At 68.1% G+C, this 14700-nt stretch carries 14 protein-coding genes and 1 riboswitch; of the genes, 8 read left to right on the top strand and 6 right to left on the bottom strand.

What is annotated here, in order from left to right; all coding sequences use genetic code 11:
* Positions 1–37: 37 nt before the first annotated feature.
* Positions 38–481: a rhodanese-like domain-containing protein gene (locus tag FIV34_RS02620; RefSeq protein WP_139979398.1), complete on the top strand. Its 444-nt coding sequence runs from the start codon at positions 38–40 to the stop codon at positions 479–481.
* A gap of 4 nt (positions 482–485) precedes the next feature.
* On the opposite strand, the gene FIV34_RS02615 is transcribed toward FIV34_RS02620, so the two are convergent.
* Positions 486–1541, bottom strand: a complete 1056-nt coding sequence (locus FIV34_RS02615) for a 2Fe-2S iron-sulfur cluster-binding protein (protein WP_139979396.1) — start codon at positions 1539–1541, stop codon at positions 486–488.
* 48 nt (positions 1542–1589) lie between these two features.
* Between FIV34_RS02615 and FIV34_RS02610 the strand changes: the two genes are divergently transcribed.
* From FIV34_RS02610 to FIV34_RS02585, 6 genes are all read left to right on the top strand, one after another.
* Entirely contained in the window at positions 1590–2042 is a 453-nt protein-coding gene (locus tag FIV34_RS02610) for a hotdog fold thioesterase (protein ID WP_139979394.1), read from the top strand.
* Complete coding sequence (locus tag FIV34_RS02605) at positions 2039–2983, top strand: serine/threonine protein kinase (protein WP_139979392.1); 945 nt, start codon at positions 2039–2041, stop codon at positions 2981–2983. The genes FIV34_RS02610 and FIV34_RS02605 overlap by 4 nt, the downstream gene beginning before the upstream one ends.
* A 65-nt stretch (positions 2984–3048) precedes the next feature.
* A complete protein-coding gene (locus tag FIV34_RS02600) occupies positions 3049–3492 on the top strand; it encodes a hypothetical protein (RefSeq protein WP_139979390.1) in 444 nt (147 codons plus the stop codon).
* Positions 3493–3511: 19 nt separating this feature from the next.
* Positions 3512–4681 carry a class I SAM-dependent rRNA methyltransferase gene (locus tag FIV34_RS02595; protein ID WP_139979388.1) on the top strand — a complete coding sequence of 390 codons (1170 nt, stop codon included), beginning with the start codon at positions 3512–3514 and terminating at the stop codon, positions 4679–4681.
* A gap of 48 nt (positions 4682–4729) precedes the next feature.
* Positions 4730–5812, top strand: a complete 1083-nt coding sequence (locus FIV34_RS02590) for a DNA topoisomerase IB (protein ID WP_139979385.1) — start codon at positions 4730–4732, stop codon at positions 5810–5812.
* Positions 5813–5901: 89 nt separating this feature from the next.
* Complete coding sequence (locus tag FIV34_RS02585) at positions 5902–6807, top strand: hypothetical protein (RefSeq protein WP_139979383.1); 906 nt, start codon at positions 5902–5904, stop codon at positions 6805–6807.
* A gap of 158 nt (positions 6808–6965) precedes the next feature.
* Here FIV34_RS02585 and FIV34_RS02580 read toward each other — a convergent pair whose 3' ends face one another.
* Positions 6966–8774, bottom strand: coding sequence for an aspartyl protease family protein (locus FIV34_RS02580; RefSeq protein WP_170207496.1), 1809 nt, complete (start codon positions 8772–8774; stop codon positions 6966–6968).
* Between the two features lie 262 nt (positions 8775–9036).
* Here FIV34_RS02580 and FIV34_RS02575 point away from each other — a divergent pair, with 262 nt between their 5' ends.
* Positions 9037–9795 (top strand): hypothetical protein, encoded by a 759-nt coding sequence (locus FIV34_RS02575; protein ID WP_139979379.1) that lies wholly within the window; start codon positions 9037–9039, stop codon positions 9793–9795.
* A gap of 72 nt (positions 9796–9867) precedes the next feature.
* On the opposite strand, the gene pnuC is transcribed toward FIV34_RS02575, so the two are convergent.
* The 4 genes from pnuC to FIV34_RS02555 form a co-directional block, all read right to left on the bottom strand.
* The gene (gene pnuC / locus FIV34_RS02570) at positions 9868–10449 is read right to left on the bottom strand and encodes a nicotinamide riboside transporter PnuC (protein WP_139979377.1); all 582 of its coding nucleotides are present in this window, start codon (positions 10447–10449) and stop codon (positions 9868–9870) included.
* Positions 10439–12616 (bottom strand): TonB-dependent siderophore receptor, encoded by a 2178-nt coding sequence (locus FIV34_RS02565; protein ID WP_139979375.1) that lies wholly within the window; start codon positions 12614–12616, stop codon positions 10439–10441. The genes pnuC and FIV34_RS02565 overlap by 11 nt, the downstream gene beginning before the upstream one ends.
* A 60-nt stretch (positions 12617–12676) precedes the next feature.
* Positions 12677–12772: riboswitch (TPP riboswitch) on the bottom strand.
* Positions 12773–12774: 2 nt separating this feature from the next.
* A complete protein-coding gene (locus FIV34_RS02560) occupies positions 12775–13926 on the bottom strand; it encodes a phosphotransferase enzyme family protein (protein ID WP_139979373.1) in 1152 nt (383 codons plus the stop codon).
* A gap of 9 nt (positions 13927–13935) precedes the next feature.
* A complete protein-coding gene (locus FIV34_RS02555; protein WP_139979370.1) occupies positions 13936–14673 on the bottom strand; it encodes an HvfC/BufC N-terminal domain-containing protein in 738 nt (245 codons plus the stop codon).
* Positions 14674–14700: the final 27 nt, after the last annotated feature.

Below are 14700 nucleotides of genomic sequence, written 5' to 3'. Positions count from 1 at the left end.
TATAATCGCGGGTTAACCCACGCGACGAGCAAGGCCGATGAACGACGTACTCCATAAATTGCCCGAGTTCGCGAGCAACCACCTCGCCCTGGTCGGCCTGTTCGTGGCGATCCTGCTGGCCCTGGCCGGCACCGAGGTCGCTACCCTTTTCCGCAAGTGGAAGGGCCTGACCCCGGCCGGGCTCACCCAGCTGATCAACCGCGACAGCCCGCTGATGATCGACCTGTCGGCCAGCGCGGATTTCGAGAAGGCCCATGTCCCTGGCGCGCGCAACGTGGCCATGAGCCAGTTCGACCCGGAACACAAGGACCTGGCGAAGGCGAAAGACCTGCCGGTGGTGCTGATCGACAAGGACGGCCGCACGCTGTCCAAGCCGGCCAGCCGGCTGATCAAGGCCGGCTTCACCAAGGTGTTCGTGCTCGACGGTGGCACCTACGCCTGGCAGAACGCCCAGCTGCCGACGGCCAAGGGCAAGAAGTAAGCCCTTACAGGCCGTGGATGCCTGCGCGGCCACGCAAGATGGCCGCCAGGACATCCGGCGCCACGTCGAACGAGTCGTAGAACAACCGGTCTTCCGGCAGCTTCGCGTCGAAGAACAGGTCGCGGCCCGCGGCGACCATGCCCGGCGGCCCACTCATATACAGGTCAAACCCCGACAGGTCGGGGTGGTCGGCCAGCAGGGCCTCATGCACCAGGCCCTCGCGCAGCCCGGCCTCGCGTGCCGCATCGGGGTCCGACAACACCGGCGTGAAGGTGATGGTCGGGACCTTCGCCGCCCAGCCCCGGGCCAGGTCGGCCAGGTACAGGTCCTCGGTGGTGCGCACGCCCCAGTACAGATGCATCGGCCGCCGGCTGCCCAGGGCGATGAAATGCTCGACCACGGCCTTCACCGGCGCGAAGCCCGTGCCGCCGGCCATGAACAGCATGGGCCGCTCGGAATCCTCGCGTGGCACGAACGTGCCCAGCGGCGCTTCAATCGTCAGGCGGTCGCCTACCTTCAGTGAGTCGTACACCCACGAGGTGAAGCCGCCACCCGGCACGTGGCGCACGTGCAGTTCCACCAGGCCGTCCGGCCGCGGGCCGCTGGCGATGGAGAACGGGCGGTGTTTGCCGTCGGCAAGCACGACATCAAGGTACTGACCGGGCAGCCAGCGCAGCGGCTCGCCATCCACGGGCCGCAGCCACAGGCCGACGACATCCGGCGCCAGCATCCGCCGCTCGGCCACTTCGGTCTCGACCCGGCGGTGGGGGATGTCCTCCACCGAGGCAATCTCGCGGGCCTGGATGGCGATGTCGCCACAAGGCACGGCCTGGCAGAGCAGGATGCCGTGGTGGGCCCGCGCCGAGGCCGAAAGGCCAACGGGCGGGTTATACGGATACCGGCAGTCACCTTCGACCAGCGTGGCCTGGCAGCTGCCGCAGACACCGCCGCGGCACGAGTACGGGAGAGCGATCCCCGCGCGCTGGGCGGCTTCGAGGACGGTTTCGTCGGCGGCGGCGTCAAAGCGCTTGCCGGAGGCGATCAGGGTTACGGTAGGCACCGGCGCATTGTAGGACAATGGGCGCTTTCCCACGGGATGACGCCGATCATGGCCATCTGGAAGCAGCCGCTCGACCTGGACCGCATCAACGGCTGGAGTCGCAACACAATGATGGAAACGCTGGACATCCGCTTCACGGCGTTCGGCGACGACTGGCTGCGCGGCACCATGCCGGTCGACCATCGCACCCAGCAGCCCTTTGGCCTGCTGCACGGCGGCGCCTCCGTGGTGCTGGCGGAGACCCTCGGCAGCTCCGCCGCCCTGCTCACGCTGAACGTGGAAAAAGAAATTGCGGTCGGCCTCGATATCAACGCCAACCATATCCGTGGCGTGCGCGGTGGCGTGGTGACGGGTACGGCGAAAGCCGTCCACCTGGGCCGCACCACGCAGGTCTGGGAAATCCGCATCGAAGAAGAAAGCGGCAAGCTCGTCTGCCTCTCGCGCCTGACCATGGCCGTGATCCCGTCGCCGGGCGGTGCCCCGGGTAACCTGCGCACGTGAGCGACGCCGCACCGTACGCCGCGCTGTCGCCGGACGTCGTCCTCGCCGCGGTCGACGCCGCCGGCTCATGGAGCGACGGCCGCCTGCTCACGCTGAACAGCTACGAGAACCGTGTGTTCCAGGTGGGCCTGGAAGAGGGTGGCTTCGTCGTGGCGAAGTTTTATCGCCCTGGCCGCTGGAGCGATGCCGCCATTGGCGAGGAACACGCGTTCGCGCTGGAACTGGCGGCGGCGGAAATCCCCCTGGTGGCGCCGCTGGTGTTCCATGGGCGGACGATGCTGCGCCACGAAGGATTCCGTTACTCGCTCTATCCGCGCCGCGGCGGCCGCGCGCCGTCGCTCGAAACCGCCGACCAGCTGGAATGGCTGGGCCGCCTGCTGGCACGCATGCATTCGGTCGGCACCCGCGAGCCGTTCCATCACCGCACCACGCTCGATCGCGCCACGATGATCGATGGCCCGGCGCGCGCCGCGCTCGGCTCGGACCTGTTGCCCGCCCACCTGTTCGACGCCTACCGCGCGGCGGTGATGCGCGTGGACGACGCCGTCTCCCAGCGTTTTGAAGCGGTGGGCCCGGTGCGACGCCTGCGGCTGCACGGCGATTGCCACCCGGGCAACGTGCTGTGGACGGATGCGGGCCCGCATTTCGTCGACCTGGACGACGCCCGCATGGGCCCCGCGGTGCAGGACCTGTGGATGCTGGCCTCCGACGACGCCATGTTTGACGCCCTGCTCGAAGGCTACGGCCAGTTCCGCGACTTCGACCCCACCGAACTCGCGCTGGTGCCGGCGCTGCGAGCCATGCGCCAGGTGCACTACGCCGGCTGGATCGCCGAGCGCTGGCACGATCCGGCGTTCCCCGCCGCATTCCCGTTCGCCGCCGAGGCCCGCTGGTGGGAGCAGCACATCGCCGACCTGCACGAGGCCGCCGACGCTCTCTGAACGGCCATTCGGCCAGGGATGATCGCGGGCGGCCATAATGCGCCGTCCGTTACCAGGGAGTTCGCATGCATTCGTTCTTCACCCGCGTCATCGCCGTGTTCGAGATCGCCGGCGGCCTGTATGGCCTGGTGCGCCAGGTCGACCACCTGCTCGGTTCGCGCATGAGCGGCCTGGACGCGGTGGCCACCGTGCTTGGCGTACTGCTGTTCGGGTTTATCCTCGTGGCCGGCATCCTGCTGGCCAGCAACGACGGCCGTGGCACCCAGATGTCGATCTGGGCGCAGTTCCTGCAGGCCCCGCTCCTCGCCACGTCGTTCTTCAGCTACGCCCTCTCCGCGGGCGCCTTCGCCAACCTCTCCATGACCATCCAGCGCTCGCCGCGCCTCGGTTTTGACTGGGCGATCGCCGAGCACGGCTGGCTGTTTACCCTCGGCGGGCCCTCCGCCGCGCATGTCGGCATCAACCTGCTGGCGGTGGTTTCCTGGCTGATCCTGCGCTTCGGGCGCTAAGGGCCGGTATCATTCACCGATGAATACCAGCGCACTGCCCCAGATCCAGCTCAAGTCCGACCGCGTCCCCGGCCATCCGTGGGTGTGGTCCGCCCAGATCGTCAAGCCCGCCGAGCGCATCCCGCCCGGCAGCGTGGTCGACGTGATGGACGCGAAGGGCCGCTTCGTCGGCCGCGGCTTCTGGAACGGGCACGCCCGCGTCGCCCTGCGCCTGCTGACCACCTCGCCCGACGAGGCCGTCGACGATGCGTGGATCGCCGCGCGCCTGGCCCGGGCCGTGGCGCTGCGTCGCGACCTGCTGCGCCTGGACGACGTGAGTGACGCCTGGCGCGTGGTCCACAGCGAAGGCGACGGGCTCTCCGGCCTCGTCGTCGACCGTTACGCCAACCACCTGGTCGTCGAGTACTTCGCCGCCGGCATGTGGCGTTTCCGCGACACCATCCACGCCGAGCTGCTCAAGCACTTCCCGGGCGCCTCGCTGTACTGGTTCGCCGAACAGCACGTGCAGCGCCAGGAATCCTTCGACGTGCGCTCGAACGACGCGCCGTCGGCGGTGGACGTGCATGAGCACGGCCTCGCCTTCCATGCCGCACCGGGCCTGGGCCACAAGACCGGCTTCTTCGCCGACCAGCGTGACAACCGCCTGCGTTTTGCCGGCCTGGCCCGCGGCCGCCGCGTGCTCGACCTGTGCTGCAACGCGGGCGGCTTCGCCGTGCACGCGATGAAAGCCGGCGCGCTCGAAGCCACCGGCGTAGACGCCGATGCCGCCATCCTTGAGGTGGCGCGCGAAAACGCGCGACTCAACGGCGTGGAAGCACGCTTCGAGCAGGGCGACGTCTTCGAATGGCTGCGCGCGGCCATCGCCCGCGGCGAGACCTGGGACGCGGTGGTGCTCGACCCGCCCAAGCTCACCCGCGACCGCAACCAGGTCGTGAACGCGCTGAAGAAATACTTCGCCATGAACCGCACCGCGCTCGACGTGGTCGCGCCCGGCGGCATCCTGCTCACCTGCTCCTGCACGGGCCTGGTGGGCGAGGACGATTTCCTGGAAATGATCCGCCGTGTCGCACTCAACGCCGGCCGCGACATCCAGGTGCTTCACGTCGACGGTGCCGGCGCGGACCATCCGGTGGCCAGCAACGTGCCGGAGAACCGCTACCTCAAGGCCGTGTACTGCCGGGTAGGCTGACGAGGCGTTCACCGTGCCTTGATCGCGGGCCGGCACACACTGCCGGCCATGTCCAGGAACCCGCCCGCCGACGCCCTTGTCGTTGTCGCCGATGAACGGGCCCACGCGAAAGCGGCGGGTCTGGTTTACGTCTGCGACACCGACCAGGGCATCACCCGCTGCAAGCGGGGCAAGCAGTTCACCTACACCGGCGTGGACGGCAAACGGATCACTGATGAGGACGTGCTGGCACGGATTCGCGCGCTGGCCATCCCGCCCGCGTACGAGCGCGTGTGGATCTGCCCGAACCCTCGCGGGCACCTGCAGGCCACCGGCCGCGACGCGCGCGCCCGCAAGCAGTATCGCTACCACGCGAAGTGGCGCAGCGAGCGCGACCGCGGCAAGTTCACCCGGATTCTCGAGTTCGGCGCCGCCCTGCCCGCGTTGCGCCGGCGGCTGCGCAAAGACCTCGCGCTGCCGGGGCTTCCGCGTGAAAAGGTGCTCGCGCTCGTCGTCAGCCTGCTTGAGGAAACCATGATCCGCGTCGGCAACGACAGCTACGCGCGCGAGAACAACTCGTTCGGGCTCACCACGCTACGTTCGCGCCACGTGGCCATGCGACGGGGACGCATCGAGTTCCACTTCCGCGGCAAGAGTGGCCAGTCGCACGACATCATCCTCGACGACCGCCGCCTGGTGAAGGCCGTCCGCCGCGTGCAGGAATTGCCGGGCCAGCGGCTGTTCCAGTATGTGGACGACGACGGCCAGCGGCAGCCGGTGGATTCCGGGATGGTCAACGATTACCTGCGCGAGGTGACCGGCGGCGAGTTCACCGCGAAGGACTTCCGCACCTGGGGCGGCACGGTGCAGGCGGCGGCCGTCCTCGCTGCCACGGCGCTACCGGAAGAAGGCGGTGAGCGGGCCGTGAAGGCGGCCCTCGCACAGGCGGTGAAGGACGTCGCCGCCGTACTGGGCAACACACCGGCCGTCTGCCGCGCGTCGTATATCCACCCGGAGATTTTTACCGGCTGGACCGACGGCGACCTGCAACGGCGGATACCCGAAACCTCGCGACGCTACCCGCGAAAATTGGAAACGCTGACCCTCGCCTTCCTGCGGCGACGTTTGCGTGCGGGTAGCCGCTCCCCATGAGGCATATGGACGGCTATAGTGCGCACACGGGGTTCGCGTTCAAGTTTGCAGGGGTTGTTGTGACGATGTGGCGGTGGAGTGTGATACCCGTGGCGCTGGCCCTTGGCCTGGCCGGCATGCCGTTGCACGCGCAAGGGGCGCCGACCGCACCGCCGTTGGCCCCCGTCGATGCGACGGCCCACCGTGGCGTGATCGACGATACCTGGATCATCGCGCCGAAACGGCTGGCCGATGCGACCCTCGATGCGGTGAAGAACTATGCCGACGAAGGCGACATCGCCGCGGGCGTGTCCCTGCGCTACGGCATCGACCACGCCGAGTGGGTGATCGCAGACGTCTTCATCTACCCGGCGGGCCAGGGCGACGAGGCGAAGATGCTGGCGCGGGCGGTGCAGGATTTCCGCGAGTCGGTGGCCTACGCCGAGCGCCAGGAGATCTACCGCAACGTGTGGTGGGGGGACGAGGCGCCGTATACGGCAAAGCTCGCGGGCGGCCGCCGGCAGGAGGGCCGCTTCCTGCCCATCGTGTTCGACGCGCAGCGCGACATGCTCACCTCGCGGACGTACCTCTTCTACCGCAAGATGTACTACGTAAAAGTACGCCTGAGCACCACCGTGGAAGCCGTGGATTCGCTGGCGGAAAATGCGGACCGTTTCATCACCAGCCTGCTCGACGGGATCGACATCGTCAGTGCCGGCAGCTGTGGGCGAAAAATGGATGTAGCGACGCTCGCGGCGGGCCAGTCACCGCCTTCCGATATGCCCGAAGGCGTCAGTTCGGATGGCTACCGCGTGCTGCTCAAGTCGACGAAATCGGGCATGCCGGCCTATGGCGCCGATACGACGAAGACCATGTCGCTTGCCGCGAAACGCCAGGTCGCGGGCGGCTGCACCACGTTGCCGTACAACCCGCCGCTGGAAGACGACAACCGCACGGTGTTGCACCTGCAGTTCGGGCCGGACGACTGGGGCGCGTCCGCGCAGCCGTCGAACTAGAGCGGCCGGGACGCGTCCCACGCCCCGACCGCTGCCGTTCCAGGCACCGGCGGCACACCCCTATCCGTGGATGACCTGAGCCGGGCTGCGACGACCCGCGCATGATGCGGTGTCGGCCCGCCGCTTGCCTATGGAAGGATTCTGAAAAACGCGACGCATCAACGTGGCGCGAAGTCACCCAGCGTGAGCGTCACCTTGTGCCCGTTCGCCAGCGCGAGGGAGACGTGGTCACCTTCCTTCGCACGCGCAAACCGGTCACGCAGTCCCCAGTTACCCAGCGTCGCCGCGGGCACGCCATCCACGGCGAGGATCGCATCACCCGCGCGAATGCCGGCCTTCCACGCCGGGCTTCCCGCGATGACCGCTGCGACGGTGAACCGGTCCAGCGATCCTGGTTTGCGGGCCGCGCGCAGGCCTGAGTCCGTCGCCTGGACGATGGATACCGGGTTGCGCGGGGCGAGGGACATCGTGCCGCGCCGGTAATCCATGTGGACGAGGAAGTGGGAAAGCACGTCCTGCCCAATGTTGCCTGCTTCGGAGACGTTGGCGGTGGCCGCCGCGTCGGGCGCGGTGAGTTGGGCGACGTGCCCGCGAACCGTCACCGGCCCCATGTCGAGCTGCTGGATGCGTGAGACACGCGACACGAATGCACCACCCACGCCACCGCCGTCCGTAATCGCATAGCCTTTGCGGTAACGGTCGGCGAGTCCGCTGCGTTCCGCCCACTGCGGGAATACCAGCAGGTAGCCGCTGTTGCCGGTATCGATACCGAACACGCCGGGCTTGCCATCCAGCGCACCATCGATGAGCGGCATGTCGAAGGTAAAACGCAGCGGCACGTTTTCGCCGGCACCCGGTGCGACGGGCGCGAGGTCGAACGGGGCGAGGCGGAGTTCTGCGTGGTCATAGTCCAATGTCGTCGCGAACCGCTCGAACACTTCCAGTCCGAGGATGCCTGCGATGGGCTCGCGCTCGCCACGGTCGGAGAAGCCAAAGCCGAAGGGCATGACCAGGAAGGTCTGGTGGTGGATGTCCGCCTCGCCCAGTGAGAGCGTGTCCACGCGGGCGTACGCGACCGACATCGATCCCGGCCCCGAGCCGGTGCTGACGCCTTTGCCCTGCCCCTGCACGCCAAGCGCCCTGGCCGCGGTTTCGGTGAGGATGGCGTGGCCTCCGGTATCCAGGATAAAGGGCATCGGCTTCGAGCCGTTGATCGACGCCTGCACGAGCAGAGCGCCACCCTCCAGCGTCATGGGCGTGCTGGCCTGCGTCGCCCCGCCCCGGAGGGAAACGTCGCCGGGCAACGCGGGTGGGCGGGCAACCGCCCTGGCGATGGCCTGCGGGGACGACGCGACGTAGCGGGTGACGCTTACCGTTTCGCGGCTGTCCTCGGTGCCGCTGTCGGTCCGGGCGATGCTTTCCATGCGGTACGGCAGGGCGCGTCCCCCGGTATCGCGGTAGTCGGTGTAGTCACGGGTTATCGTCAGGAACGACGAACGCCAGCTCGCCCGCGCCAGGTGGCCGGTGGTCTGGTCGAACCAGAGCGTGACCGCGCGGCCGCCGGGCGGTGTGGCGACGGTACGCCTGAGGTCCATGCCACGCTCCCGGGTGACAGCGGATGGCCCCAGGCTGGCGCCGTCGTCGTCCATCCAGCCGAAGCGGGACAGCCAGGCCTCCGTGGCCGCCACGGCCTTCGCCTCCTCGGAATCCATCGGATGGACGCCCCCGGAGACATCCTGGTGCCAGCGCCCCGCGCCGTCCGCGCCATCGGCGTAGGACCGCACCGGGTGGGTGACGTCTACCCGCCACGCGCCCGACGATGGGTCGACGGCTTCATGCCAGGTGCTCTGGAGGCCCTCACTTGCGAGCGTGCCCTGCGCTTCGAACGCGGGAAGCCGGGGGGTTTCGGCAGCGGTGGCGGCGGCGACAAGGCCCAGCGAGGCCAGGAACCACAGGATCCGAGACATGGGCGACGCCTGTTCCGTGGATGTCCGCCCGATTCTAGGGCGGGCCGTCGAGAAGACCATCGGCCGGATGGGTGGGGGCTCTGGCAAGGACCTACGAAATATCTCAAACTCTGCCCGCGGGACCTTCAGGGGAGGCAGGTCCCAGCCGGCGCCACGTGCCTGAGGGGGTGCGCGGGCCGCCAACCACGCTTCCATGTCGCCTGCTTCCGGCTGCGCCTCGCGCCGGCACGGTCGCATGCGCTCATTTTCAGAGGGAACCGCAATGAATCGTTTATGGAAGCACGGCATGGTTGTCGCGTGCGTGGCCAGCATCACCGCGTGTGCCTCGATCACCGGTGGGCGCTACCAGAAGGTTGACGTGCACAGCCAGACCTCGTCCGGCGTGCCGATCACCGGCGCCGCATGCGCGTTGACCAATGACTACGGTACGGTGAACGTGCAGACGCCGGGCACGGCGAAGGTGCATCGTTCGTCGACCCCGCTCTCGGTCAACTGCACCAAGAATGGCTCGACCATTGCGCAGCAGGTCTACCCGGCCTCCATCCGCGGCATGGTCTGGGGCAACATCCTGTTCGGCGGCCTGATCGGCATCGTCATCGACTTCTCGAACGGCGCCGCGCATCACTACTCGAAGCAGCTGCAGGTGCTGGGCACGGACGCCGGCGGTGTCGCCTCGGCCGCCACGCTGCCGGGCTCGCCTGTCGCAGCCGCGCAGGCCGTGGACACGAAGCCGGCGGCCGACGCCCAGCCCGACGCGAACGCACCGCAGCCGCACGAAGCGCAGATCGCCACGGCGATGGAGCCGGGCGGCCCGGCCAGCCTGGATCCGCGCGTCGGCCAGTCGATGTTCAACGCCGCCCAGAATGTCGCGGCGATCCAGCAGTGCGATCGCTTCATCAAGGTGCTGGAAGTCGACGGCCAGCACGCCGTCTTCTTCACCCAGTGCGATGGCCGCCCGCAGAAGCTGCACATCGAATGCAACGGCGCCGAGTGCGTCCCGCTGCTGCCGCCGCAGAGCTAAGGCAACAAAGGGATGGCGGGCCTCAGGGCTCGCCATCCAGCCGTTTGCTAGCGGATTCGATGGCCGCGCTCGTTATCCCGCGACGGCGACGTCACGCTCACGGTTCCACGCGCGCCAGCCCATGGCGGCCAGAACGACAAAGCCTGCATACAGCACGGCCGTGACCGGCAGTGCTTTGTAGACATACTCGCCGACATAGATCACGTCGACGGCGATCCACAGCCACCACGCGGCGGCATGGCGACGCGCCTGCCACCACTGGGCGACGAGGCTGAAGGCCGTGAGTGCCGCATCAAGCCAGGGTAGCGACGCATCCGTCCAGCGGTGCATGGCGTAGCCGAGGGCGAGCGCGGCGGCCGTGCCGACGGCGAGATGCAGCGTGGCGCTACGCGTATCGAGCGAGGCCACGCGCACGTGGCCGCTTTCATCGAGGTTGCGCGTCCAGCGCTGCCAGCCATAGACGATCAACAGCGCGAAGATCACCTGCAGCAAGGTATCCGAATAAAGCTTCGCATCGACGAAGACCCACGCGTACGCGATGACCGATACCAGCCCGACGGGCCAGCACCACGGGCTGCGCCGGGCGGTGAGCCAGACACCCGCCGCGCTGACCAGCGCGGCGGCCAGTTCAAACAGCGAGAGCTCAAAGTTCATAGGTCATCGACAGGCGAGCCAGCCGCGGCATGCCGGGGAACAGGTAGCTATCGCCGCCTGAGGATCCGGTATCGCGCCAGTAGAAGTGATTGAACACGTTATCCACGCTCAGGCGCCATGTCATGGCGTGGCCACCCAGCGAGGTCGCGTAGCGCAGGCCCGCATCGAAGACATGGTACGCCGGTACGCGCGTGCTGCCATCGGGCGTGGCGACGTTGCTGCTGGCGTAGCGCCAGCCACCGAGCACCGCCAGGGCCGGTGCAAACGGCAAGGTGTAGTCCGCGTACACGGCCGTGCGATAGCGCGGCACGTTGACCACCTGGTGGTCTTCATACGAGGCCGTACCGGTGTTCTCCGCACGGGCGCGAATGACATTCGCGCTCGCCGTCAGGCGCAGGTTGTCCGTAACACGGCCGGCGAGGTTGAGCTCGACGCCCGTGTGCACCTCTTCGCCGTGCTGCACGAACGTGAAGCCTTCGACCGTGCCATCAGGCTGGGCGAACTGGTACGACTGGCGAATGCGGTATACCGCCGCCTGCAGGTCCAGTGCGTCGCTGAGCGCGTACTTCACACCCGCTTCGGCCTGGCGCGAATGAAGCGGTGCCAGCGTGGTGCCGCCGTTGGATGTCCAGTACGGTGCTTCGCGCCCGAGCGAGAGACCCTCGCCGTAGCTGACGTAGGTGGTCAGCGAGGTGACCGGCTGCCAGAGCACCGCTGCCTGGGGCAGCGCCTTGGTGAGGCGCGTGTCACGCTCCAGCGCACCCGTGTCGTCGTAGGCGCGCTCGTTGAGCTTCACCAGGCGGGTGCCGGCAAGCACCTGCCACGTATCGGAGAGATGGATGCGATCGATCGCGAACAGCGTGCGCTGCCAGCTGGTGAGTCGCCGCGTGGACGGGCCCGGCTGGTTCGGCGAACCGGGGAAGACCGGCACGACCGGATCGTCGATGTTCGCAGTGCCAACGTAGTCATACACGTAGGCACGCTGGTCCACCGTGCGGCGGAACGCGGTCGCGCCGACGTTCAGTTCATGGTCGATCGCCCCCGTGGCGAACGTACCGGTGAGGGATGCGCGCACCTCGTCGTTCTGTCGCGTGTCGTCCGGGCTGCGGTAGTCGTAGACATCGTAGTCGCCGTTCGGCGCGAAGAAGTAGCCGGGCGTGGTGCCGCTTGCGCAGGATGCGGCGTAGAAGCATCCATAGGCAAAGGCGACGTTATCGTCGATCACCGTGTGGCTGTGCCCCGCCGACAGCTGCGCGTTCCATTGCTCGCTGAAGCGATAGTTGAAGCGCAGCGAGGTGTTGCTCGAATGGATGCCAACGGGACGCTGCCAGGGCTGGTAGCCGAGCAGGCGCGTACGGCTGGGATGCGCCGGAATCGCGGTGCCGCCGAGCAGCTGATAGCCGGAGGCCGAGTTACCGCCACTGGTCTGGTAATCGGTATCGAGAAGGAGCGTGGCCTTGTCGGTGATCTTCCAGTCGGCCCCGATGGAGACAAAGCTACGCCGTGCGTCCGTATGCTCCACCACGCCGTGCGTGCGCTCGTTGGCAGCATTCACGCGCAGGCCGAAGCCCGGTGTGAACCAGGCACCCAGGTCCAGGGCTTCGTACGTCGAGCCGTGGGAATCAGTGCCGACGGTCACGTTGTGGACATCGGCGGGACGCTTGCTGACGTAGTTCACGAGGCCGCCGGGCTCAACCACCCCCGCCTCCAGGCCACCGAGACCCTTCAGCACTTCGACGCGTTCCTTGCCTTCGAGCGCCAGCAACTGCTCGGCCGACATGATCATGCCGTTGAAGCGGAAGCCGGTGGCGAGGTCCAGGGGGAAACCACGAATGGACACATCCTGGTAGTAACCCGCGGGTGCGTAGTTATCGTTGATCGCCGCGTCCCCACGGACCAGTTCGCTGAGCGAACGCGGCTGGCGGTCGTCGATCTGGGCGCGGGTGATTACCGTGATCGCCGCCGGGGTGTCGTGCAGCGGAGCGCTACCGAAACTGCCAAACGTGTCGAGCTGTGAATCCGCGGCGCGGTAGCCGTCGGTGGTGGTGGCATGCACGTCGATGGAGGGGAGCGTGCGCGCCTGCGGCGGCGTGTCATCGGTGGCATGCGCGGCGGCAGCCACGCTAAGGAGCACGGCAAGGGCGATCGGGGTACGGGTCAGGGTCATCGTCGTCTTCATAGGGCACGGACGAAGCGACGGCGGCCACGCGCAGCCTCCCGGGCTGCCATCGTGGCTCTGCAAGCTCCCTACGCCGGTACTAACCGGGTCAGGTTCCAAGGGACTCTCTCAGCCTGGCAACGCCAGGCACCCCCGCTTCAAGACCCCTATTGAACCACGAATCCGCCGGGCGCGTGCTGGATGGCCTCGAGCAGGCGCTGTCCCGGCCGCGTGCCGAACCATGCGGCATGGCCATGGAGGAAGGTGTGCCACGCCACGTCGGCATGGTCGCGGCGCCGGGTGATGCCCTCGAAGTACTCCACCTCCGACAGGGCGAAATCGAGATGGACGAGCGGCAACACGCTGGCGAGCGCGCTGAGGTCATCCGGCGAAAGCGGGCGTACGGCGTGGTATCCGGCCACGAGCGCCTGCGCGAGGTCGACACGGCCGATGTCGCCCCTGGCGATCTCAAGCCACGCGATGGCATTCCGCTCGATGGCCGTGGCCAGGTCGAACAGCGCGAACGTCGACGCACTCAGGCCTACGTCGAGGACGTCGGTGATGGTGGCGTCGTCGGCGTCGTGGCTCCAGCAGAGGTTGGAAACGTGCCAGTCGCCGTGCGTCCAGCAGGACGGCTGGCGGGCAATGGCAGCATGCGCAGGGGCACGCCACGGCGCCAGCGTCGCACGCAGTTCACCCCGCCAGTCGCGCTCGCCAAGATACGCCGCGAGTGCCGGGCGTTCCGCAAGCTGGCCTTCGAGGGTAGCGATAGGATCGGCGGCGCTGAGTACCTCGGCGCGCGCCACCAGGATATGCGTCTCGCGCTGGGGCGCGGCATAACCCGTGGCCGCGAGATGCAAGCGCGCAAGCATTGCACCCGCGGCCTGGGCATGCAGCACGCCACCCACGGGAGACCACGAAAACGCCTCTCGGTAGATGTCATTGCCTCGCGCCGTGTCGTGCACTTCGTAGACCCACTCGCCGTGCGCGATAGCCGTCTGGCCATCCACATCGGGATGCTGCGCGGGTAGTGGCAGGCCCCTTTCACGAAGGTGTTCGGCGAAACGGTGTTCTTCGCCCAGGGTCTGCACGGAGCGGACGCTGGCATGGTGGCGCTTGACGAAGACCGAACCGTGCGCAGAGTCCACGATCGCAGCCGCGGACAGCGGCCGCGGCGACCGCCAGGTGATGCCGCGCACGGCGCCGACCATCGGCACGCGTGCGAGGACGGCCAGCACTTCGTCGTCGGTCAGGGGTGGCCAGTCAGGTGGCAACGCATCGCCCGCAAGGCCATGCGAAAGATGGGCATCGTCAGTCATCCCGGCAGTTTAGTCGCCGGTGAGGGCCTCGACGATGCCGTCCTCCACCCAGCTGCGCAGCAGCGCGCCCGCCTGGCGGGCAGCCGTATCGGGCTCGTGCAGGCGGGTCAGTGCCTCGCACATCTCACCGAACGAGGCGCCGGCCAGGGCAAGGTCCAGGCAGGCGCACTCGGGTGCCAGCATGCTGGTGAAGCGTGGCGAGCCGTCGCGGCGCCACACGCGCACGCCCGCGTCCACATCGAAAATTTCTGCGGCCGGCGGCATCGACTCGCTGGCCAGCGCCCGCCAGATGGCGGCCGCGTTGCTCCGCGTCCAGCGGAAGCGGAGCGTCGGCACGAAACGGATTTCGGTGGCTTCCCAGTCGGCCGATACCAGGCCATCCAGCCCGATGGTCCGGGGATCCGGCCCCGACAGCGCGCGACGCAGGTGCCAGTCCAGCCACGCCAGCTCGGCAATCTCCTGGTCCGCCGGGTAGTGGGTGTCCAGCCAGGCGATGTAGCTCTCGCCGTAGGAGTCCAGGGTCCAGGACACTGGCGGCGTGGCTGCCACGTAGGACTCGGCCAGTTCGGCGAAGACGCCGTCCCCGAGCCACAGGCGCGTCTTGGCGTAGGTATCGCGCAACGAGGCGACCAGCTGCGCCCGATACTGGTTGGTGTAGACCGCCATGCCTCGCCCATCAAGGCCTTCGACGGCCGGGCCGCCCCGGAGGGTGCTCGCGAAACGGGTCTGCAGGTCGCGAAGGTTCATGGGCTGACGGTAGCACCGGGGGCGTCT

This window comes from Luteibacter pinisoli, from assembly GCF_006385595.1.
GTDB classification, from domain to species: domain Bacteria; phylum Pseudomonadota; class Gammaproteobacteria; order Xanthomonadales; family Rhodanobacteraceae; genus Luteibacter; species Luteibacter pinisoli.
This window is presented reverse-complemented; position numbering and strand designations above follow the sequence as displayed.

What these genes read in the sequence shown, in the direction of transcription:
- FIV34_RS02620 (WP_139979398.1), top strand. Translation starts at nt 38, where the DNA reads ATGAACGACGTACTCCATAAATTGCCCGAGTTCGCGAGCAACCACCTC.
- FIV34_RS02610 (WP_139979394.1), top strand. Translation starts at nt 1,590, where the DNA reads ATGGCCATCTGGAAGCAGCCGCTCGACCTGGACCGCATCAACGGCTGG.
- FIV34_RS02600 (WP_139979390.1), top strand. Translation starts at nt 3,049, where the DNA reads ATGCATTCGTTCTTCACCCGCGTCATCGCCGTGTTCGAGATCGCCGGC.
- FIV34_RS02595 (WP_139979388.1), top strand. Translation starts at nt 3,512, where the DNA reads ATGAATACCAGCGCACTGCCCCAGATCCAGCTCAAGTCCGACCGCGTC.
- FIV34_RS02590 (WP_139979385.1), top strand. Translation starts at nt 4,730, where the DNA reads ATGTCCAGGAACCCGCCCGCCGACGCCCTTGTCGTTGTCGCCGATGAA.
- FIV34_RS02580 (WP_170207496.1), bottom strand. Translation starts at nt 8,774, where the DNA reads ATGTCTCGGATCCTGTGGTTCCTGGCCTCGCTGGGCCTTGTCGCCGCC.
- FIV34_RS02575 (WP_139979379.1), top strand. Translation starts at nt 9,037, where the DNA reads ATGAATCGTTTATGGAAGCACGGCATGGTTGTCGCGTGCGTGGCCAGC.
- pnuC (WP_139979377.1), bottom strand. Translation starts at nt 10,449, where the DNA reads ATGAACTTTGAGCTCTCGCTGTTTGAACTGGCCGCCGCGCTGGTCAGC.
- FIV34_RS02565 (WP_139979375.1), bottom strand. Translation starts at nt 12,616, where the DNA reads ATGACCCTGACCCGTACCCCGATCGCCCTTGCCGTGCTCCTTAGCGTG.
- FIV34_RS02560 (WP_139979373.1), bottom strand. Translation starts at nt 13,926, where the DNA reads ATGACTGACGATGCCCATCTTTCGCATGGCCTTGCGGGCGATGCGTTG.
- FIV34_RS02555 (WP_139979370.1), bottom strand. Translation starts at nt 14,673, where the DNA reads ATGAACCTTCGCGACCTGCAGACCCGTTTCGCGAGCACCCTCCGGGGC.